The organism is Enterococcus sp. 12C11_DIV0727 (assembly GCF_002148425.2).
Taxonomy (GTDB): Bacteria; Bacillota; Bacilli; order Lactobacillales; family Enterococcaceae; genus Enterococcus_L; species Enterococcus_L lemimoniae.
In genome coordinates this window covers 702,385-727,453 of sequence record NZ_CP147248.1, presented here as the reverse complement: position 1 = coordinate 727,453, position 25,069 = coordinate 702,385, and the positions used below count along the sequence as shown (strand labels likewise).

The window sequence follows — 25,069 nt, the reverse complement described above, 5'->3', positions numbered from 1 at the left end:
TATTTGGACTTGTTATGCTTCGGGTGACTCTGTTGCATAATAACTATGATCTTCTAAGTTCAACGCATTTAAAATCATTGATGCTGTTTCTTCAATTGACAATGATGCCACGTTGATCACGACACAGCCTAATTTCTCATATAAATCATTAGCAAAGGTTAATTCCTTTCTAATCTTTTCAATATCTGAGTAGGAGGTATCAGCTGGCAATCCATAAGTTCTCATTCGTTCTTTACGAATGCCGTTTAAGATATCAGGATCATTTGTTAAGCCAACAATTTTCTTAGGATTTGTTTCCCACAGTTGTTTTGGCAGATGTGCCTCGGGAATCAGTGGAAGATTGGCTACTTTCAAATTTTTATTGGCTAAAAATAGACTGAGTGGGGTTTTTGATGTTCGAGAAACACCTAGTAAGAGAACGTCTGCCTCTAAGAAACCTCTCGGATCTTTCCCGTCATCATATTTGACTGCAAATTCCATTGCTTCGATTCGTTTGAAATAATTTTCATTTAAATGATGCAATGCACCAGCTTCTCTGGTCGGTGCAATGCCTGTCAACCGTTCGATCTCAGCTACTGGCGGTGTTAATATATCAAAGTGATATAAATTATTTTCTTCAAAAAAATCATTCGCAATTTTAACTAAACGATCATTTACGATTGTATGTAACACCATGGCATTTTCACGTTTGGCGTCTTCAAGGGCTTTTCTCAACTTTTCTTCTTCTTTAGCAAATGTTCGTCTAAATAGAGAAAAGTCAACGGTAGGGTACTGTGCCATAGAAGCTGCAGCTAATTTTGAAGCTGTTTCGCCAGCCGAATCGGAAATAACAAAAATTGTCACACATTTTTTTTCTTCATTTATTGTCATAATTGGATTCCTCTCTTGCTTTTTTTATAGATTTATTATACCATACCTTCATAAATATTATTCGTAATGATTCTGATTTAAGAAGTGGAGGATCTAAAATGGCACAGTCTAACTCGAAAGTAGAACAATCTTTAACCGTGATGAAAGAGCATGGCTTGAAATATACAAAAAAGAGAGAAGCGATGATTACCTACCTTATTAGAAGAAATCGTTATATCTCGGCAAGGGAAGTTTATGAGTTTATGAATCAGGAATATCAAGGTGTGAGTTATGATACGATCTATCGCAATTTGCATGATTTTGAACAGTTGAATTTGTTGGAGACAACAGATTTAAATGGAGAAAAAAAATTTCGCTTCCATTGTTGTCAAGAAGTAGGGCATCATCATCATTTCATTTGTACAGTTTGTGGCAAAACAAAAGAAATTCATATGTGCCCGATGGATTTTTTTAAAGAACAATTGAGCGGGTGTGAAATTGAAGGACATCGATTTGAGATTTTTGGTCGTTGTGAAGAGTGCAGATGATCATTTTTTTCAGAAAAAAACATGAATATTGCATATGAGTGTAAAACTTTACTCATTTTGGCACTTTTTTATGCATTTTTTCAATACAAAGGTTGACGTTAAAATAACCATTCGATATAATGTAAAAAGAACGGTATTTTATTTATGTCAAATAACTCATAAATATAAAAAACGGTTACTTTTTAAGCTCGGAGGGAGGGAATTAACATGTCAAAAACTGTCGTTCGTAAAAACGAATCTCTTGACGATGCTCTTCGTCGCTTCAAACGTTCCGTTTCAAAAGCGGGTACTTTACAAGAATCTCGTAAACGTGAATTCTACGAAAAACCAAGTGTAAAGCGTAAGAAAAAATCTGAAGCAGCTAGAAAACGTAAAAAATTCTAGTTTTCGATGAATTGGAGTTGGTTGTATGTCATTACTAACAACATTGAATGACGATATCAAAACAGCAATGAAGTCAAAAGATAAAGATACTTTATCTGTACTTCGTATGTTGAAAGCAGCCATTCAAAATGAGCAGATTAAAGCTGGCCGTGATTTGGACGGAGAAGAAGAGTTAACAGTTTTATCTCGTGAGATGAAACAACGCAGAGACTCTTTATCAGAGTTTGAAAAAGCGGGACGTGACGATCTTGCTGACAAAGTAAAAATCGAAATCACAATTGTTGAAAAATATATGCCTAAGCAACTTTCAGAAGAAGAAATTCGTCAGATTGTTCAAACGGCAATTGATCAGACCGGTGCGACTTCACCAAAAGAATTTGGTAAAGTTATGGGTGCTGTAATGCCAGAAGTCAAAGGCAAAGCAGACGGCAACCAAGTCAATGCAATTGTAAAAGAATTACTACAAGAGAATTAGTCAAATAAAAAAACCAACGGGATTCCGTTGGTTTTTTTGTCCAACTTAACCAAAGTAGAGCCAGATATTAAATCGAATTGTTAGATTTAATCGTGCTCTCTTTTTAATAAATTAATAATATGGTATGATTGTAAAGAATGAAAAAATAAAGGAGATGGGCATTTTTTGACAGAAAATCAGTCGATATCTTTGGAATTGAAGTTAAATGATTCTGACGATGTTAGTATGCTTTTAGGAACCCATGATAAACATATAAAATACTTAGAAGATAATACAGATGTAACGATCAATACACGTGGTGAGACGATTCAGTTGCTAGGAGAAGAAGCAGAAGTACAGTTGGTTGCTTCTGTTGTAAGAACATTACAAGTCTTAATACAGCGCGGCATTAAAATCAGTACGCCAGATGTTGTTTCTGCTTTGAAAATGGCAAAAAATGGTGAACTGGATACATTTGTTGCGATGTATGAAGAGGAGATCTTAAAGGACCACCATGGCAGAGCCATTCGTATCAAAAATGTAGGGCAGAAAAAATATGTTGAGGCAGTAAGAAAACGAGATATTATTTTTGGAATTGGTCCTGCGGGAACGGGTAAAACATTTTTAGCAGTCGTAATGGCTGTGTCAGCATTAAAAAAAGGTGAAGTCCAAAAAATAATTTTAACGCGTCCCGCTGTTGAAGCAGGGGAAAGTCTGGGATTTTTACCTGGTGACTTAAAAGAAAAGGTAGATCCCTATTTGCGCCCGGTTTATGATGCGTTGTACCAAGTTTTTGGTATGGAACATACAAATCGCTTAATGGAACGAGGCGTAATCGAAATTGCACCATTAGCTTATATGAGAGGTCGGACTTTAGATGATGCTTTTGTAATTTTAGATGAAGCACAGAATACGACTATTGCTCAAATGAAAATGTTTTTGACTAGACTGGGTTTTAACTCAAGAATGATCGTTAATGGCGATACGAGCCAAATCGATTTACCTAAAGGCGTTGCTAGCGGGCTGATCCATGCAGAAAAAACGTTACAATCAATCGATAAGATTGCATTTGTTCATTTTGATGCTGGAGATGTGGTGCGACATCCAGTTGTTGCTCAAATCATTCGAGCGTATGAAAATGAAAGTCAAAAATAGAGTTAAACCTGCGGAAAGGAGTGAAAATTCCGTTGAAGTATTCGTTATTAAAATTACGTGATAAATTAGGAAAAGCCTATATTCCATTACTACTACTTATATTTTCCTGTTTTTTATTTATCATTATGTTTGGCAGCGTTCATCAAAAAAGAGTTGAGATCAAAGAAGGACAGCTAGCAGAAAATACAATTCGAGCAAATAAAAATGTTGAAAACACGTATGAAACAGCTCAGAAGAAAAAGCTAGCAGCTGAAGCGGTTACTCCAGAGTACATTTATCAAGAAGAAACAGCCGATGTTCAGCATAAACGTATTGAAAAGCTCTTTAAGCTGATTGTGACAGCAAATGAGAAAACAGATAAAGACTATCAAGAAAAGGTCGCTAAGGCCAAAAAAGATGAAACGATTCCAAGGCCAACGATAGAGGAAAGAGTCGCTAATTTAAAAGCTCAATTTGAAGCGTTGGATCAAGATGAAGTCGCTTTTTATCAAAAATTTCCCAATGTGTTTTATCAAAATATTTTCTCATTAGATGCAACTCAGATTCAACAAGTAAAAACCGAAAGCTTGAAAATCGTAGACGAGAAAATGAAAGATCATGTTCGTGAAGCTGATCTAGATAATGTTCGTCAAAGTGCGATCGAAAAGATTCAATTTCTTGATGTTACCGGAACGATGCAACAAGAAATTCGTTATATTGTGAACCAAGGAATCGTGGCAAATGATTTTGCCAACGATAAAAAGACAAAAGAACTACGTCAAAATGCGATGGATGCCATTCCGCCTTCAATGATTTATCAAGGTGAAATCATTGTTCGTGAAGGGACTCAAATTGATAGTAAAGCGATGGAAAAACTTGAGTTGTTGGGTATGACAAATCAAAGCACTTCTTTATTTCCGATGGCTGCTTTGGCACTAGCAATTGTTTTACAAGTTTTAGTTTTATTGTTTTTCACTAAGCAAGTTACAGAAGAGGGTCGACGAAGACATTTTGTATTATTTTATGTAGGAGCAATGTCTCTAAGTGTTGTATTGATGAAGTTTTTCCAAATCTTCCAAACAGAACAAATGATGTATATTTCTTTGTTCTTCCCAGCAGCCTTTACGCCACTAGTCCTAAATTATTTTGTTAGTAGACGAGCGGGTGTTTTAGCAGCTGTTTTCCAAGTGATTTTTTCACTGTTTGTTTTTTATAATGCTATTGGAACGAATACATTGACAGTAATTATAGTGAGCTATATGTTTTCTGGGTTGCTAGCAACTGTAGTTAAACGAACTCGTATTAGTGAGCAAGGCTTAGTTGCCGTATTCTGGGTAATCATTTTTCCAGTTTGTCTAGATTTTGTTTTGATGATTTATCAAGGGATGAGCTTTTTTGATGGTAAATCATGGACGATGATGATTTGTGCTCTTGCTGGGACTGTTTTGGCTTTCCTTGCAACAATGGGACTTCATCCATATATCGAATTACTTGTAACCGATGATAGTGTGATTGTTTTAAATGAGCTAAGTAACCCGAATCATCCATTATTAAAACAACTACTTGAAGAAGCTCCTGGAACGTATCATCATAGTATGATGGTTGCGAGTTTGAGTGCCAATGCAGTAGCTGAAATCGGTGGTCGTTCGTTACTGACTCGTGTTGCTTGTTATTATCATGATATTGGTAAAATCAAGCATGCAAATTTCTTTGTTGAAAATTTACCAGCGGGCGCAGAAAATCCGCACAACTTTTTATTACCTGAAGATAGTAAACAGATTATTTTTGGTCATGTTATTGATGGCGCTAAGATATTGGAAGAGTATCATATGCCTGAAATGGTGATCGATATTTGTCGCCAACATCATGGGACCACGTTAATGAAGTTTTTCTATGTTAAAGCCAAAGAACGTAATGCAGATATTTTAGAAGCAGATTTCCGGTACCCAGGTCCTAAACCTCAAACAAGAGAAGCTGGGATCGTAAGTATTGCAGATACATGTGAAGCGGCAGTTCGTGCAATGGATCATCCGACAAACGAAAAAATTCAAGCTTTTGTTCATAATGTTATCCAAGATCGGATTTCAGATGGACAACTAGATGATTGTGGCTTAACCATGAAGGAGATTCGGATTGTTGAGAAATCTTTAGTTAGTGGGTTGTGTAGCACATTCCATTCAAGAATCAAGTACCCAAAAATGAAATCAGAAGCGCAAGAAATGAAAGATGAACAAGAAAAGAGAGATGACTAATGGACATTTCATTTATTGATGAAACAACGAATTTATCAAAAGATAATTTAGAAGAAGTAGAAAATCTGTTGCAGTTTGCGGCTGATTTTCTGAACATATCTAAGGATACAGAAATGTCCGTGACTTTTATGGATAATTCAGGCATTCAAGTAATAAATCGAGACTATCGAGGCAAAGATGCCCCAACAGATGTCATTAGCTTTGTGTTGGAAGAAGAAGGGGAAGACGAATTGCCAATTATTTTTGACGATGAGACTGAAGCCTTCCCTAGAAACCTTGGAGATATTATGATCTCAACTGAACGCGCTGTAGAACAAGCGGTTGAATACGGTCATTCGTTTGAACGTGAATTGGGTTTCTTGGCTGTGCATGGTTTTTTACATTTAAATGGTTATGATCACATGGAACCTGAGGATGAGAAAGAAATGTTTGGTTTACAGAAAGAGATCTTAGATGCCTATGGACTCAAAAGATAAGCGGACAGCGAAAAATAAGCATTTTATAACATCCTTAGAGTTTGCTCTTCAAGGAATTAAAACGGTATTTAAAGAAGAACGAAACATGCGGACACATATTTTTATGGGAATAATTGCGATTATTTTCGGTTTTATTTTTCGATTAGTGCTTTCAGAATGGTTGTGGCTGTTGCTAGCAATCTTTCTGGTATTGGTGATGGAAATCATTAATACAGTTTTTGAGAATGTCGTCGATATGGTGACGGATTTTCACTTTCATCCAATCGGGAAAAAAATCAAAGATATGGCGGCAGGTGCAGTTCTTTTAACGACCGGATTTGCCGTAGTCGTGGGAGCGCTACTGTTTGTTCCCAAAATTTGGCAAATACTACAAGACTTTTTATAGAGGAGAGAAACTATGACAGAAGCACATAAATCTGGATTTGTAGCAATCGTAGGGAGACCAAACGTTGGTAAATCTACGCTGTTAAATCGAATCGTCGGACAAAAAATTGCGATTATGAGCGATAAGGCTCAAACAACAAGAAACAAGATTCAAGGGATCTATACCGTTCCCGAAGCACAAATCGTTTTTATTGATACACCTGGTATCCATAAGCCAAAACATCGCTTGGGTGATTTTATGGTTGAAACGGCTTATAGTGCTTTGCGCGAAGTTGATGCAACTTTGTTTATGATCAGTGCAGATCAAAAAAGAGGAAAGGGTGACGATTTTATCATTGAACGTCTTAAAACAATGACGAGCCCTGTGTATCTTGTAATCAATAAAATCGATACGGTTCATCCAGATCAGCTTTTGGGTATTATTGAAGATTATGCAAGTCAGATGGATTTTGCAGAAGTTGTGCCAATTTCAGCAACAGAAGGAAATAATGTTGATCGATTGATGGATGTTTTAGTGGATCAAATGCCTGAGGGGCCGCAATATTTCCCAGATGATCAAGTAACAGATCATCCTGAGTACTTTATCGTTTCTGAACTAGTACGCGAAAAAGTCCTCTTATTGACACGAGATGAAATTCCACATTCTGTTGCAGTAGTTGTGGATTCAATGAAACGTGATGAAAATGATAAAATCCGTATTCAAGCGACAATCATCGTTGAGCGTGATAGCCAAAAAGGGATCATCATTGGTAAAGGCGGTAAGATGCTTAAACAGATTGGAACCAAGGCTAGACAAGATATCGAACATTTATTGGACGATAAAGTATACTTGGAACTTTGGGTAAAAGTTCAAAAAGATTGGCGCGATAAAAAAGTTCATTTACAAGACTTTGGTTATCGTAAAGACGATTATTAATAAATGCCAAAAGAACAATTCTGTGTGGGAGCGGAATTGTTCTTTTACTTCTACATCTGCTAAAATAGACTAAAATACAAGGGAGGCGAAATCATGACTTTAGGCGAAACAAAGGGGATTATTTTATTTACCAAAGACTATAAAGAAAAAGATAAATTAGTTAAGATTTTTACAGAGTCATTTGGTAAATTAATGTTTTTCGTAAAAGGGGCGCACCGAAAAAATAATCCAATTGGTCCTGCTATTTTGCCTTTTACAGAAGCTGTTTATATTGGCGATTTTAGAGAAGAGGGTCTATCTTTTTTGAATGGCAGTAAAGAAGTCTATCCCCTTCGTGTGATTCAGGAAGATATTTTTGTTAATGCCTATGCAACTTATATCTTGAATTTAGTCGATGCCGCTATCGAAGATCGGACTTATGATCCTAATCTATACCATTTTGTGCAGCAAGCTCTAAAATTATTAAATGAGAATAAAGATGCAGAGATCATTACTAATATTTTTGAAATTCAATTACTGAGTCGTTTTGGTATCACGCCGGAATGGAGACACTGTAGTGTTTGCCAAGAAACACGAGGAAAGTTTGATTATTCATCAAAGTATAGCGGTGTATTGTGTGAACGACATTGGCACCTTGATGATCATCGTTACCACGCTGATCCAAGGGCAATCCATTTTATTCGACTGTTTTCTGCCATTTCGTATGATAAGGTTCAGGATATCAATGTGAAAGCAGAGACGAAAACTGCAATTAGACAAACAGTGGATGAGCTCTATGATGAATATGTTGGGATTAATTTGAAGAGCAAGAAATTTATTGATCAGATGAAAAGTTGGGAAGACACGTTGAAAATACCTAAACGAGAAAGAGAAGAGGAAGAAGATGGCAAAACTTTATCTTAAAGGAATCAAATACGATAAAGCTCTTTCTTCAACTGAATTTCCGTTTAATTTACCTATTGCAGCGCATATTGAGCAACTTATATTTGAAACACCAGTTACATTTTTAATTGGTGAAAATGGTTCTGGAAAATCAACAATAATTGAAACGATGGCTGGATTAATGGGCTTAAATCTAGAAGGTGGGTCCAAAAATAATATTTTTACATCCTACAAAGAACAACCTTCATTTGTTGAAGCGACTCGGCCAATCAAATATCCAGATCATCCCAAAGATAGTTATTTTTATCGAGCTGAATCCTTTTATAATTTAATGACCGAGATTGAAACGATCGATCAAGGTGCAGGTTTTTTGAAAGGGCATTACATACTTATTCAAGAGGAGAATCGTTTTATGAGTTAGTGGCAACTCGATTTTTGGGACGAGGTTTTTATTTATTAGATGAACCCGAAACTGGATTATCTCTTAGTACACAATTGCAATTAATGGTCTTGATGCAAGACTTAGTGCAGAGGGATTCTCAATTCGTAATCGCGACCCACTCTCCAATTTTATTGTTTTTTCCAAAGGCAACAATCTATGAATTTATGAATGGGGACATCGTTAAACGTAAACTAGAAGAGACAAAAATCTATCAAGATTGGGCGACGATTTTCGAAAGAAAAGAGCATTTTTTTCAGAAATTATTTGAATCTTGAAAAATAATTTGACATCTTCTTCATCTAAGATTATCATAAAGAGTAATTAAATAAATACGTTGAGAAAGAAGAGTAGAAAGAACTGCTGTGATAGCGAGTCTGGAAAAGTGTGAGCCAGATACAAGCAACTTTTGAAGGGCGCTTTTGAGTATACTTAAATGAAGCTGCCGATAGTTGTTATCGGAAGTAGGGTGGAACCGCGATTATTCGTCCCTATGTCTCTATGAGGCATAGGGACTTTTTGTTTGCTCTTGATCACTATGTTTTACGTTCTTAATCAAGGGAAAGGAGGAAATTCATGCAGTTTAATGCAACTTTCTTACCTGCTGATTTTTCACAGAACAAGTTAAAGGTTTTGTCGCTTGTTAAATTGTTAGTCCAGATCAAAGATAATGATGGTACCATTATTGAAGCGTTCGAAACAGTTTCTAGCGAAAAAATTTATACTATCAATACAACGCTGACGGACACTATGGAAGTTGAAGTTTCTGTTGTTCAAGGTGAAGTTATTGAGTTTTATCCAGTAGTTACAGCGTTGTAAAAAATTAATTGGTTTCATTAAGTTATTCGTTTAGATTTTTGAAAAAAGTAAATTCTAAATGAGGCAAAAAGCATTTCAATGTCAATTTCCTAATTTTCTACAGAATTGACCGATTTGCTACGCTTTTAAAATAGGAGGATCACAATGGAAAAGAAACTTACTGTACAAGAAATGATTTTAACGTTACAAAAATTTTGGTCATCAAATGATTGTATGCTGATGCAAGCATATGATACGGAAAAAGGAGCAGGAACAATGAGTCCGTATACTTTTTTACGGGCAATTGGACCAGAACCTTGGAATGCAGCTTATGTAGAGCCTTCAAGAAGACCAGCAGATGGTCGTTATGGTGAAAATCCAAATCGATTATATCAACATCATCAATTTCAAGTAGTAATGAAACCATCTCCAGATAATATTCAAGAATTATATTTAGAAAGTTTAGAATTATTGGGAATCGATCCTTTAGCTCATGATATCCGTTTTGTTGAAGATAACTGGGAAAATCCTTCTATGGGGTGTGCTGGTTTAGGCTGGGAAGTTTGGCTAGATGGTATGGAAATCACTCAGTTTACGTATTTCCAACAAGTTGGTGGCTTAGCCTGTCACCCGGTTACCTCAGAAATTACTTATGGGATAGAGCGTCTTGCATCGTACATTCAAGAAGTAGAAAGTGTGTATGATTTAGAATGGACACAAGGTGTTAAGTACGGAGAAATCTTTAATCAGCCTGAATATGAGCATTCAAAATATTCATTTGAAGTTAGTAATCAAGAAATGTTGCTGGAAAACTTCGATAAATTTGAAAAAGAAGCGAAACGTTGTATCGATGAAAGCTTGGTACATCCAGCTTACGATTATATTTTAAAATGCAGTCATACCTTTAATTTGCTTGATGCCCGTGGTGCTGTTTCTGTGACGGAACGTGCCGGCTATTTAGCACGAATCAGAAATATGGCTAAAGCCGTTGCGAAAATTTTTGTTGCAGAGCGGGAAAAATTAGGCTTCCCACTCTTAAATAAAGAGGATCAAACTACTAAGGAGGCAAAATAACATGGCAAAAGATTTATTACTTGAAATTGGCTTGGAAGAAATGCCAGCACATATTGTCAGCCCAAGTCGCATACAATTAGAAAATAAAATCGTCAAATTCCTAGATGAAAATAAATTGACCTATGAAACGGTTCAAAGTTTTTCCACACCTCGTCGTTTGGCGGTACGTGTAACGCAATTGCCGGAGCAGCAAGAAGATACGCAAGAAGAAGTCAAAGGACCTGCTAAAAAAATTGCTCAAGATAGTGAAGGCAATTGGAGCAAAGCAGCCGAAGGATTTGTTCGTGGTCAAGGCTTGACGACAGAGGCTATCACGTTCAAAGAATTGAACGGTGTAGAATATGTCTATGTGACCAAACAGAACCACGGTCAAAAAACACTTGATGTGTTGGCAGGATTAAAAGAGGTTATTACAAGTCTGACTTTCCCTGTTACAATGCACTGGGCAGATCATGATTTTGAATATATTCGTCCAATTCATTGGATCGTGGCATTATTGGACGATGAAGTGATTCCATTTTCTGTATTAGATGTAACAACGAGAAAAAGTTCTCGCGGCCACCGCTTCTTAGGGGATGATGTGGCATTTGATCATTCAAAAGAGTACGAAGAAAAGATGAAAGAACAGTTTGTAATCGTTGATCCCAATGAAAGAAAAACAATGATCATTGATCAAGCCAATCAATTAGCTGAGAAATATCATTGGACGCTAGATTTAGACGAGAATTTATTGGAAGAAGTGAATAATTTAGTTGAATACCCAACCGCATTTGTAGGGGCTTTCGATGAAAAATATCTTTCTGTGCCCGAAGAAGTCTTAGTTACTTCAATGAAAGAACATCAGCGTTACTTTGATGTTCGTAATGATCAGGGGTTATTACTTCCGCATTTTATTTCCGTTAGAAATGGAGATAGTGTCCATATTGAAAATGTGATCAAAGGTAATGAAAAAGTCTTGATAGCTCGTTTAGAAGATGCAGAATTTTTTTATAATGAAGATAAAAAACTATCAATTGAAGAATGCATTGAAAAATTAAAAAATGTCACGTTCCATGAAAAAATCGGAACGATTTATGAAAAAATGCAACGGGTGGGTGTTATTGGGCAAATCATTGGAAAAGAAGTCGGATTGTCTGAAGATGAACTAACCGATTTAAAACGCGCTTCTGAAATCTATAAATTTGATTTAGTAACGAATATGGTGGGAGAATTCCCAGAACTACAAGGAATCATGGGTGAGAAATATGCCTTGCTTCAAGGGGAAAAACCAACTGTAGCTCAAGCGATTCGTGAACATTATTTACCAACATCAAGCGATGGCGCCTTACCAGAATCAACAATTGGAGCTGTATTAGCTTTAGCCGATAAACTAGATAGTGTCTTCGCGTTCTTTGCGGTTGGCATGATTCCTAGCGGCTCTAATGATCCATATGCATTACGTCGACAAACATATGGGGTCATTCGAATCGTCGAAGAAAAAGGCTGGCAGTTCCCACTTATTCAGTTACAGATGGATATCGATGCCGCTGTCAATGCGGATAGTAAAAAATATGGTGTTCAATTGACTAGTGGACAAGAAGAAGTAATTGATTTTATAAAAGCGCGTCTGCGTCAACTGCTAATGACAAAAGATGTACGTCATGATGTCATCGATGCTGTGATTTCTTCTGAACAAAAAGATTTAGCCAAACTATTTTCGTCTGCAACAATTTTGAAAAAGCATTTGTTGGATCAAGATTTTAGACCCTCCATTGAAGCTTTGACGCGAGTAATCAATTTAGCTAAAAAAGGGCGTGATTTACTAAACCAAGAAAGTAAAGTAGATGCAGCCTTATTTGAAAATGATGCGGAGAAAGCTTTACATCAAGCTGTTAATAAAATTGAAGAGCAGTTTGCTGAAAATACAATGTCGGAAAATTATCAAGCTCTAGTAGCACTGCGTCCATTGATTGAACAATATTTTGAAGAGACAATGGTCATGGTAGAGGATGAGCAAGTGAAAGTAAATCGTTTGAAAGAACTTAACCGAATTGCCAAAATGGCGTTATCATTGGCTAGTCTGGATTTACTGATTGTAAAATAAACTAAAGGTGGACAGAATACTGATTATAGTATTCTGTCCACCTTTTTCACTGTGCTATAAAGATCTAAATAGATAGCAAGCAAAATTTTTTCATAAATATTTTCAACGTGGTAGGATAACCTTATCAATCGATAAGGTTTATAAAATTTTTAGGAGGTAAAAAGATGAGTCATTTTGCGAAATTATTTATTACTGCAGCGCTGGCATTTTTAGTGTTTGATTTTACTTGGTTACTGTTGATTGCTAGACAAATGTATCAAGAATATTTGGGTAGTTTATTGGGGACAACCAAGATAATACCTGCTGTATTATTCTATATAGTTTATTTAGTAGGGCTACTCTTTTTCGTTGTTTATCCTGCGCTTGAAAAAGATAGTATGATGTATGCTCTTTTAGCGGGTGCTTTTCTCGGATTATTGTGTTACGCCACTTACGATTTGACGAATTTAGCTACGATCAAAGATTGGCCAATTTTAGTCACAATAATTGATCTAATATGGGGAACAGCAGTTACAGCAGTTACTAGTGGTATCACTTTTTATGTAGCACAATATTTTAACTGGAGGTGAATGGAGTATGGAAAGTCAACTGATTGACTATAAAGAGCTGGTGAATGCATTTCAACAAGGTGCAATTCTCGTATTGAATGAAAGACGAGAATTGAATCAAATCAATGTTTTTCCAGTTTCAGATGGTGATACGGGAAGTAATTTAGCTTCGTTGATGCAAGCAATTCTTGAGGAAACTAAAAAGGAATCGACATCTGTTATAGAGGTGTTTGAAAAAGTTGCCGACGCTTCTTTGGTTGGTGCTAGAGGAAACTCAGGAATTATTCTTGCTCAATATTTTAATGGGATCTATAATAACTTATTAATTCAAGAGGAGAAGAGTTCTGTTGCTAGTTTTGTGCATAGTGTAAAATTAGCAATTGTCGAGGCGTATCAAGCCATCAGTGATCCTGTTGAAGGAACGATCATTACGGTTATTCGATCGTGGGCAGAAGCCCTTAATGACATCGATCCAGTACACGGGCTAGATAAAATACTTCCGAAAGCCTTGACTAAAGCGGAACAAGCGTTGGAACATACAACGAACCAATTAAAAGTGTTACAAAGAAATCAGGTAGTAGATGCTGGAGCAAAAGGTTTTTATCTATTTATGGTTGGGTTTACTCAAGCATTTGTTGATAAAGAAACTGAAGCCCCAGATAGAAATTACATTGACGATTCACCCAAAATAGGGATATCTGAAACACGACACGTAAATACTGCTGAACCGAAATTTAGATATTGTACCGAAGTTTTATTAGATCAAGTCACAAAGTCAAAGGCTGAAATTCAGATGGATTTGGCTCCGTATGGGGATTCTTTGATCGTGGCTGTAAATCGCAACAATGCAAGAATTCATATTCATTCTAATCGGCCAGATGAAGTATTACATTATTTAAGTAAGGTTGGTCAGCCTATGCAACAAAAGGCAGATGACATGCTACTGCAATATCAAATCAATCAACAAAGAAAAGCGTCGATTGCATTAGTAACGGATTCAATTGCTGACATTCCTTCTGAGTATTTGTTAGCTAATCAAATTCATGTCCTGCCAATGAATATCCTGATTGGAGGTACTAGTTATCTTGATAAACTAACGATTCAAAGTAAACAATTCTTTGAATTGACTAACGCACTACATGACCGAGCAACTAGCTCACAACCAACTTTAAAGACTGTAGAGAATCTTTTTTCTTTCTTAGAAACGAGATATGAAGCAGTTATTGTTATTACAGTTGCAAAAAAATTAAGTGGCACATTTCATACAGTTAAGGAAGCGGCAAAGAAAAAAACATCCTCTGTGAAAATCGAAGTAATTGATTCCAAACTAAATTCTGCAGCGCAAGGGTTATTAGTGATGAATGCAAATGAATTAATCCAATCTGGAGCAGGTTTTGAAGACGTGGTGAAACACATTGAGAACAAGCGGAATAAGCTTAAAATAGTGGTTAGTGTAGATGATTTAGATCCGATGATCGAATCTGGCAGAATTCCACAATTTGCTGGTAAAATAGCAAAAAAAATTAATTTGAAACCAATCGTCAGTTTAAATGAAACTGGTGAAGGGAAGCTGAGTGATTTTGCGTTTAGTTTGAAAGGGAATGAGCGAAAGGTTATTCAGCAATTAAAAAAACATCATAAGAAAAATAAAGTACGACGCTATGTTGTCATCCATGCAGGAGAAGAGGAACGAGCATTACAGTTGAAAAATAAATTAAGTGAAGCGTTAGGCTTTCAACCAAGTTACATGATGGATATTTCAACTGTGGTCGCGATGAGTGCGGGTCAAGGCAGTATAGCAGTAGCATTTGAAGAAGAAAGTGGGGAGTAGTATGACTATTTTGATTATTAGTGGTGTTATTTTTACTTATTTTACGGTGTTATTTTTTTTAGCGCAGTATCTTCATAATAATTCTATTGTAGATTTAGCTTGGGGGATTGGTTTTGTTCTTGTTGCAATTACAGGATATTTCATTATGCCCCAAAAAACAACCGCTAGTACAATCGTACTGGTATTAGTGACGGTATGGGGGTTACGCTTGTTTTTTCACTTAGCTAAACGGAACATCGGAAAACCGGAAGACTACCGTTACGTAAATATGAGAAAGCGCTGGGGGCATCATTTTGCAAAATTGAAAGCTTATCTAAATGTTTTTGTTCTTCAAGGAGTCTTGCTATTAGTGGTTTCAATGCCAATACTATTTGTTATGACAAGTTCAACAGATGCATTTTACTGGTGGAATGGATTAGGTATTGTGATTTGGGGTGTAGGGTTTGCTTTTGAAACGATTGGTGATGCTCAGTTGACAAATTTCAAAAAGAACGGCAGTAATCAGGGGAAGCTTTTAACAACTGGCCTGTGGTCTATCACAAGACACCCCAATTATTTTGGAGAAGCCCTTAGTTGGTGGGGGATTTTTCTGGTCACTTTGAGCGAGCTGCGAAATAGTTGGGGACTTATTGGTCCTTTGACAATCACTTTATTGCTTTTATTTGTATCAGGTGTTCCTTTGTTAGAAAAAAAATACAAAGATCGTCCGGATTTTATTGCCTATGCAGATAAAACACCAAAATTTGTTCCATTTTTTGGAAAAAAAGGTTTATAAGGAGGAATTAGCATGTCTAAAAGTAACTCTTTAGGTCCGAAATTATTGCTGACGATTATTTATTTCGTTATGATTGCAGTTAATGCAGCAGCTGTATTATTGCCATTAAATGGGATGACGACACAAGAAGTTTCAGATACTTATCCCAATTTATTTGCTCCAGCTGGTTTAACTTTTTCGATTTGGTCAGTAATTTATCTAAGTTTAGCAGGATTCGTTGTGTATCAATGGTTTAAACCAGCTGATCAATCTGTTTTAAACGACCGGCAAATTCGTAGAAAACTTAGCATACTATTTATTACTTCTTCTATTCTAAATAGTGCTTGGCTATTGGCATGGCAATATCTACAAATTGATTTATCAGTGGTGATCATGTTGGTTTTGTTAATCGTTTTGATTTATACAAATCATATGCTGACTAAAGCTTCATTAACGAAGAAGGATTACTTTTTTATCCGGTTGCCTTTTAGCATTTATTTTGGCTGGATCACGATTGCAACAATCGCCAATATCACAGCTTTCTTAGTCGATAAAAATATCGCTGTTTTGCAAAATAACCAAGTCGTGTGGACGATTATTATCTTGATCGTGGGTTTAGTCATTATTGCCACAACAATCATTCGGAATAAAGATATAGCTTATGGTCTAGCAACATTGTGGGCGTATTATGGAATTTTGCTCAAACACCAGGCTCTCGATGGGTGGGCTGGAGCATATCCAGAGATTATTACTACGGTGGCAATTTGTTTAGGAATTTTAGCGATTCTCTGTCTGTATGAAGCAGCACAACTTTTTAAACATAAAAAGAGTGTTATCTAGTATAGGTTTCTTGGTCTGCTTCTGTTAAAATAGGAGTGAAATCAACTATAGGTGGCTAAACAATGGATAAAGAAACGAAAAATACAAGAGAGAAAATCATTCAAGTCGCAACAAGATTATTTATGGACAACGGCTATCAGAGCACCTCGACGAGACAAATCGCACAGCTAGCTGAGGTGACCCAGCCTAATTTATATCATCATTTTAAGAATAAAGAGGCCGTTTATGTGGGTGTCATTGAAAGCTTGTTAGGCGATGTAAACGAAGAACTAGTGTTGATCGTGGAAGATCAACATCTTGATACAATCAATAAATTACAAAGATTTGCAGTCTGTCTGAAAACGAAGCATCCATTTGATTTTGATTTAATGATGCATGATTTTCGGACCAAATTAACGAAAGAGACGCAACTCAAATTATTTACATTATGGAATCAATCGTATAAGAAACCTTTGTTGGAGCTTTTTGAAAAGAGTGATTTTAATATTCGTAAAGGCTTGTCACCAGAGGTTGCAACGACACACTTTCTTAACACCTTATCTCCTTATATCAAAACAGAGCAAAGAAGCTCCGTATTAGGTATTGCACAGGTAGTTGATTTGTTTGTGTTTGGTGTCTCAGCAAATTAAAAAAAACAAGACCCAACGCAGTCAATCCGTTGGGTCTTGTTTTTTTGTTACTTTCTATTTTGTTTTCCAGCATTTCTACCTTTTTTAGAAGTATTGTTTTGAGGTGTTGCTTTTTGTACTGTTTTCTCTTGTGTTGGTGTTACATCTTTACGTGGTGTAATCACTTGTTTCGGTGGATTTTGTTTCAATTCCTCTGCCACTTGCGCTTTGATTCTTGGTTTTAAGAATTGATTTGTGATTAATGTTTGGATACTACTGAAGATCCCACCGACTACCCAGTATAATGTTACACCAGCTGGAGAGCTGATTGACATAAATACAATCATTAAAGGTGACACGATCAACATTGATTTCATGGTTTTCTTTTGTTCTTCTGGAATACCAATAGTAGAAAGATACCCTTGAAGTAAATAGGCAACACCGGCTAAAATAACGAAAATCATGCTTGGTTGACCAAGATTAACGCCGAAAAATGAGGCGTCCCCAATACCTTTTGTATAACGAGCAGCAAAGAATAAGGCAGAGAAGATTGGCATTTGGATCAATAATGGTAGACAACCGATTCCACCCATCATGCTCATGTTGTTCTCTTTGTAGACTTGTTGCATCTCAGCTTGAGCTTGCATTTGCTCTTCACGTGTTGTTGCTTCTTTGACCTTGGCTTGAGCCGCATCGATTTGAGGTTTGATTGCTTGCATTTTTTCTGTTTGGATCATACTTTTTTTCGATTGATTCAAGCCTAAAGGCATAATAATCAAGCGAACGATGATCGTGATAAAAATGATTGCCCAGCCATAATTCCAATTGAAATTATCAACAAGGTATGTAATGGCACTACTCATTGGTTTTACTAAAAAATTGTAGATGATTCCTTCACCAGTTGGTTGACCATCCGATCCCGTTTTTACACATCCAGATAAAAATAGGACTAAAGTAAATAGGCCAGAACTCAGTAGCCACTTATTTAATTTTCTCATTTTATTCTTTCCTTTTCTAAAAAATTTGCACAAGGTTAACTATACTTGAAAAAGCGTTTTTTTTCAATAAAAATTAGAAGAATCCGCCTCAAGACTGAGCAAGATTCTTCTTGATCTAAATCAATTTGTTACTTTGAAGCTAGTATATTCTTCCATCAACGGGTCTTCTTGAATATCAACATACGTAACACGACCTACAGGACTAGGAGAGTCTTTGATTTTTTGGATAAATTGTACCATAGCATCGTCTTCACCCAAAGATTCAATAGAAACAGAACCGTCATCTTCATTTCGTACAGTGCCGTGAATACCTAATTCATCTGCAACCATTTTAGTCATATAGCGAAACCCAACACCTTGAACTCTTCCCTGTACATTCATACGTACCTTTCTCATTGATTCTACACCTCGCTTTTAATTAAATTAATGATAGCGATTTTTTGAACATATGGCAAGTAAAGTTGTGATTGTTTGATTGAAAAAAAACATGGTATAATGCTCGTGTGAGGTGTAGAAATGAAAGAAATTTTATCAACAAAGAATACGATGATCAAAGAGTTAAAAAAACTACATAAAAAAAAGCATCGTGAAGACAATCAAGAATATATGATTGAAGGCTTCCATTTGATTGAAGAGGCAGTTAAAGCAAATGCGCAAATCAAATGGATCCTCTTTAATCAACGAGGGGAATCAGAATGGTCAGCTTGGTTAAACAATCAATCACAAGAACAACTAATTCGTGTTTCTGATGAAGTCCTAGAGTCTATTTCCGAATTACCAACGCCTCAAGGAATGATCGCAATCATTATGATGCCGACAGAAGAAGACATCCAATTAGAAGGTGGGTGGTTACTTTTAGATAATGTCCAAGATCCTGGGAATGTTGGCACTATGATTCGAACGGCTGATGCAGCAGGTCTTTCTGGTGTGATCTTAGGCGAAGGCAGCTCAGATATCTATAATACCAAGGTACTTAGAGCAATGCAGGGAAGTAATTATCATTTACCTGTCATCCGTAAACCTTTAGTTGAAATGATCAACAAATTTAAAGCAGCCAAAATACCTGTTTATGGAACCGAATTAAATCCAGAAGCCATTGCCTATCAGAAATTAACTGGATTAGATCAGTATGCCTTGATTATGGGGAATGAAGGGCAAGGAGTTTCATCTGAAATTTTAGAACTGACAGACGAAACTATTTATATTCCGATCAGAGGGGCAGCTGAATCCTTGAATGTTGCAATTGCAGCGGGAATTTTAATGTATCATCTGGAACTTAATAAGTAGTACCATTTACTAGCTAACTGAAATACAAGATTTCATTCGTTTTTTCAATGACTTTCTAAAAAAAATACTTGATTCGGTTGAAATCTATAAAATAATCATGTATACTAGACAACGGTGTGAAAACACTAAATCCACATCCTGATTTGATTTGTAAGGCGGTGCTACTTTTAGTAGTTCCTTATAGATATGAGAACAGGAGAGGGAACAAATAAAAACCAAACTGGAGGAAACAACACATGGCAGTAATTTCTATGAAACAATTACTAGAAGCTGGCGTACACTTTGGACACCAAACTCGTCGCTGGAACCCAAAAATGAAGAAATACATCTTCACAGAAAGAAACGGAATCTACATCATTGACTTACAAAAAACAGTTAAATTAGTAGATGCTGCTTACGATTACATGAAAAATGTTGCTGAAGACGGCGGCGTTGCATTATTCGTAGGAACTAAAAAACAAGCACAAGAAGCGATTAAAGACGAAGCGATTCGTTCAGGTCAATACTTTGTTAACCACCGTTGGTTAGGTGGAACATTGACTAACTGGGATACAATCCAAAAACGTATCAAACGTTTGAAAGATATCAATAAAATGGAAGAAGACGGAACTTTTGATGTTCTTCCTAAAAAAGAAGTTGTTGGTTTAAACAAACAACGTGAACGTCTAGAAAAATTCTTAGGTGGTATTCAAGATATGCCTAGAATTCCAGATGTAATGTACATTGTTGACCCTCGTAAAGAACGTATTGCTGTTCAAGAAGCTCAAAAATTGAACATCCCAATCGTAGCGATGGTTGATACAAACTGTGATCCAGATGAAATCGATGTAGTAATCCCATCAAATGATGATGCGATTCGTGCGGTTAAATTGATCACTGCTAAAATGGCTGACGCTTTCATCGAAGGAAACCAAGGTGAAGATCAAGCTGTAGAAGAAATCTTTGTTGAAGCAGCTCCAGAAGCAGCAACTTCAATCGAAGAAATCGTTGATGTTGTTGAAGGCGCAAACGATTCAGCAGAATAATTTAAAATAACGGAGCTGTCTCGAAGGCTAGGCGAAAAAGCCTGATTCTCCTTTGAGATAGCTTTTTTAAAACGAATTTTACAATTCATATTATCTAGCTTCATGAGCTAGCCTTTCGGGAAAAAGATAAAAATGGAGTGAGATGAAGAGCATCTCAATCAATTTTTCCTATTTTCCTGTCAAGGCTGAACGAGCTCATTTAGCTTTTAAAATTATCTAGCTACGCAGGCTAGCTCTTCGGAAAAAAGATAAAATATAAACGAGGCAAAAAGCACCTCAGTTATATTTTCCTATTTTTCAGTCAGAGCCGGACGAGCCTGCTACGCTTTTAAAACTTAGGAGGAACAAAAAATGGCAGATATTTCAGCAAAATTAGTTAAAGAATTACGCGACATGACAGGTGTCGGTATGATGGACGCAAAAAGAGCGTTAGTAGCAGTAGAAGGTAACATGGAAGCAGCAGTTGATCATTTACGTGAAAATGGTATGGCCAAAGCTGCTAAGAAAAATGATCGTGTTGCAGCAGAAGGTTTAGCAAATGTTGCTTCAAATGGTAACTTTGCAGCTATCGTTGAAGTGAACTCTGAAACAGACTTCGTTTCTAAAAACGAAATGTTCCAAGATTTAGTTAAAAAAATCGCAACTGAAATTGCAACAAACAAACCAGCTAACTTAGAAGAAGCTTTAGCAATTAAAACAGACAAAGGCACTCTTGAAACTGAATTGATCGAAGCAACAACTGTTATCGGTGAAAAAATCAGTTTCCGTCGTTTTGAATTAGTAGAAAAAGCTGACAATGCAGCATTTGGTGCTTATTTACACATGGGTGGCCGTATTGCCGTATTAACAGTATTAGAAGGAACAACGGATGAAGAAGTTGCTAAAGATGTTGCAATGCATGTTGCAGCAATCAACCCTCGTTATGTTAACGAAACTCAAATTCCTCAAGAAGAATTAGAACATGAAAAATCAATTCTTTCTGAACAAGCATTAAACGAAGGCAAACCAGCGAATATCGTTGAAAAAATGGTCGTAGGACGCTTGAACAAATTTAAAGCTGAGATTTCATTAGTAGATCAGCCATTTGTTAAAGATCCTGATATGACCGTTGAAAAATATGTTGCATCTAAAGGTGCGACAGTTAAATCATTTATCCGCTTTGAAGTTGGCGAAGGAATTCAAAAACGTGAAGATAACTTTGCAGACGAAGTAATGAGCCAAATCAAAAAATAAATCTGTCACGTATGTGACAGTTGAGGTTGGGACAGAAGTGTTTAACCCTGAGAAATAAGAAGGAATTCACGAAAATTGCTCTTCAAATTTTTGTGAATTTCAGCTTATTTCCGAAAGAGTTGCTTCTGGTCCCACCGTTTATTCGTATTTAGGGTGTGAAACAAAAGTGTTTTTTACTTTTGTCCCACACTCTTTTTTTAGGCAAATCAAAAGAAATAGACTGGCAGAATGCCTAGAGTATGTTAAAATGTTCTTAGACAAATGGTGGAGGGAAAACAAAAATGGTAAAACCTAAATATCAACGTGTTGTATTAAAGTTAAGTGGCGAAGCTTTGGCCGGAGAAGAAGGGTTTGGAATAAAACCTCCAACAATCAAAGAGATTGTAGAAGAAATCAAAGAAGTTCATGAATTAGGTATCGAGATGGCAATTGTTGTTGGTGGTGGAAATATCTGGCGTGGGCAAATTGGTGCTCAAATGGGTATGGAACGCGCTCAAGCAGATTATATGGGAATGTTGGCTACTGTAATGAATGCTTTAGCCTTACAAGATACCTTAGAAAATATAGGTGTTCCAACTCGTGTTCAAACATCCATCGAAATGCGTCAAATTGCGGAGCCATATATCCGTCGACGTGCGGAACGTCATTTAGAAAAAGGACGTATCGTGATTTTCGCTGGGGGAACAGGGAACCCATACTTCTCTACCGATACTACTGCAGCGTTACGTGCAGCAGAAATCAATGCCGATGTCATTTTAATGGCTAAAAACAATGTTGATGGTGTATACTCTGCCGATCCTAAATTGGATTCAAGCGCAGTCAAATTTGAAGAATTGACACATTTAGATGTAATCTCAAAAGGATTGCAGGTAATGGACTCAACAGCTAGTTCGCTAAGCATGGATAATGATATTCCATTAGTCGTTTTCAATTTAAATGAAACAGGTAACATTCGCCGCGCATGTCTTGGCGAAAATATTGGAACAACCGTAAGGGGGAAATAAAAAATGAGTGGAACTGTATTAGCAACAGCCAAAGAAAAAATGAGTAAAGCAGAACAAAGTTTACAACGTGAACTTGGCCAAATCCGTGCAGGACGTGCCAATGCAAGTCTGTTAGACAGAATTCAAGTGGATTACTATGGCGCACTTACACCAGTGAACCAACTTGCTGGAATTAATATTCCAGAAGCACGTGTTTTAATGATCACGCCATTTGATAAAAACTCACTGGAAGATATCGAAAAAGCTATCCAAGCAAGTGATATCGGTATTAGCCCGACCAATGACGGCACGGTGATTCGTTTAGTGATTCCGCAATTAACAGAAGAACGTCGTAAAGAATTAGCAAAAGACGTGAAAAAAGCTGCAGAAAACGCTAAAATTGCTGTTCGAAACATTCGTCGTGATGCAATCGATGAACTAAAAAAACAACAAAAAAGTAACGATATTACTGAAGATGAATTACGTAGCTTGGAAAAAGACGCACAAAAGCTAACAGATGATAGTGTTAAAAATATTGATACTATTACTGCTGAAAAAGAAAAAGAACTTCTAGAAGTTTAAGAATATTAATAGAAAAAACAACAAGATTCCCGCTTTTTCCAGTGGTGAGTCTAGTTGTTTTTTGTTTTATTTAATATAATTGTTATTTTATTAGTATAAAACAAAAAACATAAAATTATAATCTATTGAATGAGTATGAATAAGTAACTATGCTGAAAAACATCTTGTTAAAGGTGAAGTGTTATGGAATAATGAGAGTAACTTTATTTTTTTAAAAGGAGATGAGAAAGTGAATTTTATTAATCGTGCATTATGCAGCGTTACAAGAAAAAAGGGGAAATCACTCATTTTATTTGCAGTGATATTTGTCTTGGGGAATGTTATTGCAGGATCGATCGCAATTCAGCAGTCGACACAGAATGTTGAAAAAAGCGTCAAAAAACAGTTAGGTGGTATGGCGACTATTCAACTTGATTACGAAAATAATCAAGAAGAGTTTGCAAAAGAAGACCTTAAAATTGATCAACTTAAAGTTGATTTGATGAAAAAAATCGGAGACTCTCCTTATGTGAAATACTATGATTACAATGCTCTATCAATGTCACAAACGAAAGAGTTGAAAAGTGCAACATTAGATGCAGAACAATCAGGAGCAATGATGGAAGGATTTACCTTAAAAGGTTCAAACTATCATAAAATTTTAGATGTTGAAGAAAAAAGTATAAAGTTAGTAGACGGTAAAGTGTTTACTCAAGAAGAGATTGATAATGGTAAAAACGTTGGGCTGATTTCTTCGAAAGTTGCAGAAGAAAATGGACTTTCAGTTGGAGATCAAATGGTGATGGATACTCGAGGCTATGACTATAATGAGAGTGGCGAAGAAAAGGAATTATTTAAAATAGATGTTCCTATACAAATTATAGGGATTTTTGAGCCAACTACGGTAGAAATGAAAGATAAAGAGAAGAAAAAGAATGATGAACAAGAAATGAATAAGCAATTTATGTCATTACAACAAATCAATACGATTTACTTACCAAATAAAACTGTACTAGAAATCAATAAAGACTATACAGAAAAATTAAAAAAAGTCGCACCAGATAGTATGTTTATTCCAGAAGAAGACCAAGAAGAATATTACACACCTATCTACGTACTAAAAAGCCCAGATGACGTAGAAGCCTTTAAACAAGAGACGCAACCTCTGTTACCTAAGTTGTATACAGTCAAAGCATCGACTGATCAATACGAACAAATCGGCGGCAGTATGAAAAAAATGTCTCAAATTTCAGGTTATGTCGTGATGATTGCCGTTATCGCCACATTGTTGATTATTTCCCTTGTGGTTTTATTGTTTATGCGTGATCGTAAACATGAATTAGGCATTTATCTATCATTAGGTGATAAACGAAGTCATGTCATGGGACAAATTATCATTGAAATGCTGATAATAAGTGGAATCGCATTGATTTTGTCGCTGATCACAGGTAATTTCTTAGGGAAAATAGTTTCAGAGTCCTTACTAAATAGTGATCTATTAAGTAATTCTAACGATCAAATGAATATGTATATGGGATTAGATGGATTAGGGTCAACCATGTTAACATCGGATGACATCATGAATGCGTATGAAGTGAAATTCTCATTAGGCTATATCATTACCTATTTAGTTGTTGGATTAGGAACAGTATTGTTAGCGGCTATTTTACCGTTGCTCTATATTGTTCGCTTGAATCCAAAGAAAATCATGATGTAGGGGGTTAGAAA

28 protein-coding genes are annotated in these 25,069 nt (G+C 36.2%); 25 read left to right on the top strand and 3 right to left on the bottom strand.

What is annotated here, in order from left to right; genetic code table 11:
• Positions 1-12: 12 nt before the first annotated feature.
• On the bottom strand, positions 13-870 hold the full coding sequence (locus tag A5866_RS03570; RefSeq protein ID WP_176332558.1) for a pyruvate, water dikinase regulatory protein: 858 nt from the start codon (positions 868-870) through the stop codon (positions 13-15).
• A gap of 98 nt (positions 871-968) precedes the next feature.
• Between A5866_RS03570 and A5866_RS03565 the strand changes: the two genes are divergently transcribed.
• From A5866_RS03565 to A5866_RS03475, 19 genes are all read left to right on the top strand, one after another.
• Positions 969-1,397 carry a Fur family transcriptional regulator gene (locus A5866_RS03565; RefSeq protein ID WP_086279295.1) on the top strand — a complete coding sequence of 143 codons (429 nt, stop codon included), beginning with the start codon at positions 969-971 and terminating at the stop codon, positions 1,395-1,397.
• A 207-nt stretch (positions 1,398-1,604) separates the two neighbouring features.
• Positions 1,605-1,781, top strand: coding sequence for a 30S ribosomal protein S21 (gene rpsU, locus A5866_RS03560; protein ID WP_002356740.1), 177 nt, complete (start codon positions 1,605-1,607; stop codon positions 1,779-1,781).
• Between the two features lie 25 nt (positions 1,782-1,806).
• The gene (locus A5866_RS03555; RefSeq protein ID WP_086444361.1) at positions 1,807-2,256 is read left to right on the top strand and encodes a GatB/YqeY domain-containing protein; all 450 of its coding nucleotides are present in this window, start codon (positions 1,807-1,809) and stop codon (positions 2,254-2,256) included.
• A 165-nt stretch (positions 2,257-2,421) separates the two neighbouring features.
• Positions 2,422-3,390, top strand: a complete 969-nt coding sequence (locus tag A5866_RS03550; RefSeq protein ID WP_086279297.1) for a PhoH family protein — start codon at positions 2,422-2,424, stop codon at positions 3,388-3,390.
• Between the two features lie 32 nt (positions 3,391-3,422).
• Positions 3,423-5,621: an HD family phosphohydrolase gene (locus A5866_RS03545; RefSeq protein WP_086279298.1), complete on the top strand. Its 2,199-nt coding sequence runs from the start codon at positions 3,423-3,425 to the stop codon at positions 5,619-5,621.
• Positions 5,621-6,097, top strand: a complete 477-nt coding sequence (ybeY, locus tag A5866_RS03540; RefSeq protein ID WP_086444362.1) for an rRNA maturation RNase YbeY — start codon at positions 5,621-5,623, stop codon at positions 6,095-6,097. Before A5866_RS03545 ends, ybeY begins: the two co-directional genes overlap by 1 nt.
• Positions 6,075-6,482 carry a diacylglycerol kinase family protein gene (locus tag A5866_RS03535; protein ID WP_086279300.1) on the top strand — a complete coding sequence of 136 codons (408 nt, stop codon included), beginning with the start codon at positions 6,075-6,077 and terminating at the stop codon, positions 6,480-6,482. The genes ybeY and A5866_RS03535 overlap by 23 nt, the downstream gene beginning before the upstream one ends.
• Positions 6,483-6,494: 12 nt before the next feature.
• A complete protein-coding gene (era, locus tag A5866_RS03530; protein ID WP_086279301.1) occupies positions 6,495-7,397 on the top strand; it encodes a GTPase Era in 903 nt (300 codons plus the stop codon).
• 93 nt (positions 7,398-7,490) lie between these two features.
• Entirely contained in the window at positions 7,491-8,300 is an 810-nt protein-coding gene (gene recO, locus A5866_RS03525) for a DNA repair protein RecO (protein ID WP_086444363.1), read from the top strand.
• Positions 8,281-8,700: an AAA family ATPase gene (locus A5866_RS03520; protein ID WP_254907550.1), complete on the top strand. Its 420-nt coding sequence runs from the start codon at positions 8,281-8,283 to the stop codon at positions 8,698-8,700. Before recO ends, A5866_RS03520 begins: the two co-directional genes overlap by 20 nt.
• Positions 8,701-8,714: 14 nt before the next feature.
• Positions 8,715-8,996 carry an AAA family ATPase gene (locus A5866_RS03515; RefSeq protein WP_254907551.1) on the top strand — a complete coding sequence of 94 codons (282 nt, stop codon included), beginning with the start codon at positions 8,715-8,717 and terminating at the stop codon, positions 8,994-8,996.
• 298 nt (positions 8,997-9,294) lie between these two features.
• On the top strand, positions 9,295-9,537 hold the full coding sequence (locus A5866_RS03510) for a hypothetical protein (protein WP_086444364.1): 243 nt from the start codon (positions 9,295-9,297) through the stop codon (positions 9,535-9,537).
• A 144-nt stretch (positions 9,538-9,681) separates the two neighbouring features.
• Positions 9,682-10,590 (top strand): glycine--tRNA ligase subunit alpha, encoded by a 909-nt coding sequence (gene glyQ, locus A5866_RS03505; protein ID WP_086444365.1) that lies wholly within the window; start codon positions 9,682-9,684, stop codon positions 10,588-10,590.
• Position 10,591: 1 nt separating this feature from the next.
• On the top strand, positions 10,592-12,673 hold the full coding sequence (gene glyS, locus A5866_RS03500; RefSeq protein WP_086444366.1) for a glycine--tRNA ligase subunit beta: 2,082 nt from the start codon (positions 10,592-10,594) through the stop codon (positions 12,671-12,673).
• 164 nt (positions 12,674-12,837) lie between these two features.
• A complete protein-coding gene (locus A5866_RS03495) occupies positions 12,838-13,242 on the top strand; it encodes a DUF2177 family protein (protein ID WP_086444367.1) in 405 nt (134 codons plus the stop codon).
• Between the two features lie 7 nt (positions 13,243-13,249).
• Positions 13,250-15,052: a DegV family protein gene (locus A5866_RS03490; RefSeq protein ID WP_086444368.1), complete on the top strand. Its 1,803-nt coding sequence runs from the start codon at positions 13,250-13,252 to the stop codon at positions 15,050-15,052.
• 1 nt (position 15,053) lies between these two features.
• Entirely contained in the window at positions 15,054-15,827 is a 774-nt protein-coding gene (locus A5866_RS03485) for a DUF1295 domain-containing protein (RefSeq protein WP_086444369.1), read from the top strand.
• A 12-nt stretch (positions 15,828-15,839) separates the two neighbouring features.
• Positions 15,840-16,646, top strand: coding sequence for a TspO/MBR family protein (locus A5866_RS03480; RefSeq protein ID WP_086444370.1), 807 nt, complete (start codon positions 15,840-15,842; stop codon positions 16,644-16,646).
• Positions 16,647-16,708: 62 nt separating this feature from the next.
• Positions 16,709-17,275: a TetR/AcrR family transcriptional regulator gene (locus tag A5866_RS03475; protein WP_086444371.1), complete on the top strand. Its 567-nt coding sequence runs from the start codon at positions 16,709-16,711 to the stop codon at positions 17,273-17,275.
• A 47-nt stretch (positions 17,276-17,322) separates the two neighbouring features.
• Here the strand turns inward: A5866_RS03475 and yidC are convergent, their stop codons facing one another.
• Complete coding sequence (yidC, locus tag A5866_RS03470; RefSeq protein ID WP_086279312.1) at positions 17,323-18,252, bottom strand: membrane protein insertase YidC; 930 nt, start codon at positions 18,250-18,252, stop codon at positions 17,323-17,325.
• 120 nt (positions 18,253-18,372) lie between these two features.
• Positions 18,373-18,648 carry an acylphosphatase gene (locus tag A5866_RS03465; RefSeq protein ID WP_086279313.1) on the bottom strand — a complete coding sequence of 92 codons (276 nt, stop codon included), beginning with the start codon at positions 18,646-18,648 and terminating at the stop codon, positions 18,373-18,375.
• 120 nt (positions 18,649-18,768) lie between these two features.
• Between A5866_RS03465 and A5866_RS03460 the strand changes: the two genes are divergently transcribed.
• The 6 genes from A5866_RS03460 (at position 18,769) to A5866_RS03435 (ending at position 25,058) form a co-directional block, all read left to right on the top strand.
• Positions 18,769-19,539, top strand: coding sequence for a TrmH family RNA methyltransferase (locus A5866_RS03460; protein ID WP_086444372.1), 771 nt, complete (start codon positions 18,769-18,771; stop codon positions 19,537-19,539).
• Between the two features lie 236 nt (positions 19,540-19,775).
• A complete protein-coding gene (gene rpsB, locus A5866_RS03455) occupies positions 19,776-20,564 on the top strand; it encodes a 30S ribosomal protein S2 (protein WP_010764803.1) in 789 nt (262 codons plus the stop codon).
• A 351-nt stretch (positions 20,565-20,915) separates the two neighbouring features.
• Positions 20,916-21,797 carry a translation elongation factor Ts gene (gene tsf / locus A5866_RS03450; protein WP_086279315.1) on the top strand — a complete coding sequence of 294 codons (882 nt, stop codon included), beginning with the start codon at positions 20,916-20,918 and terminating at the stop codon, positions 21,795-21,797.
• Positions 21,798-22,078: 281 nt separating this feature from the next.
• Positions 22,079-22,801 (top strand): UMP kinase, encoded by a 723-nt coding sequence (gene pyrH / locus A5866_RS03445; RefSeq protein ID WP_086279316.1) that lies wholly within the window; start codon positions 22,079-22,081, stop codon positions 22,799-22,801.
• Positions 22,802-22,804: 3 nt separating this feature from the next.
• Positions 22,805-23,362: a ribosome recycling factor gene (gene frr, locus A5866_RS03440; RefSeq protein ID WP_086444373.1), complete on the top strand. Its 558-nt coding sequence runs from the start codon at positions 22,805-22,807 to the stop codon at positions 23,360-23,362.
• 229 nt (positions 23,363-23,591) lie between these two features.
• Positions 23,592-25,058: an ABC transporter permease gene (locus A5866_RS03435; protein ID WP_086444374.1), complete on the top strand. Its 1,467-nt coding sequence runs from the start codon at positions 23,592-23,594 to the stop codon at positions 25,056-25,058.
• Positions 25,059-25,069 lie beyond the last annotated feature (11 nt).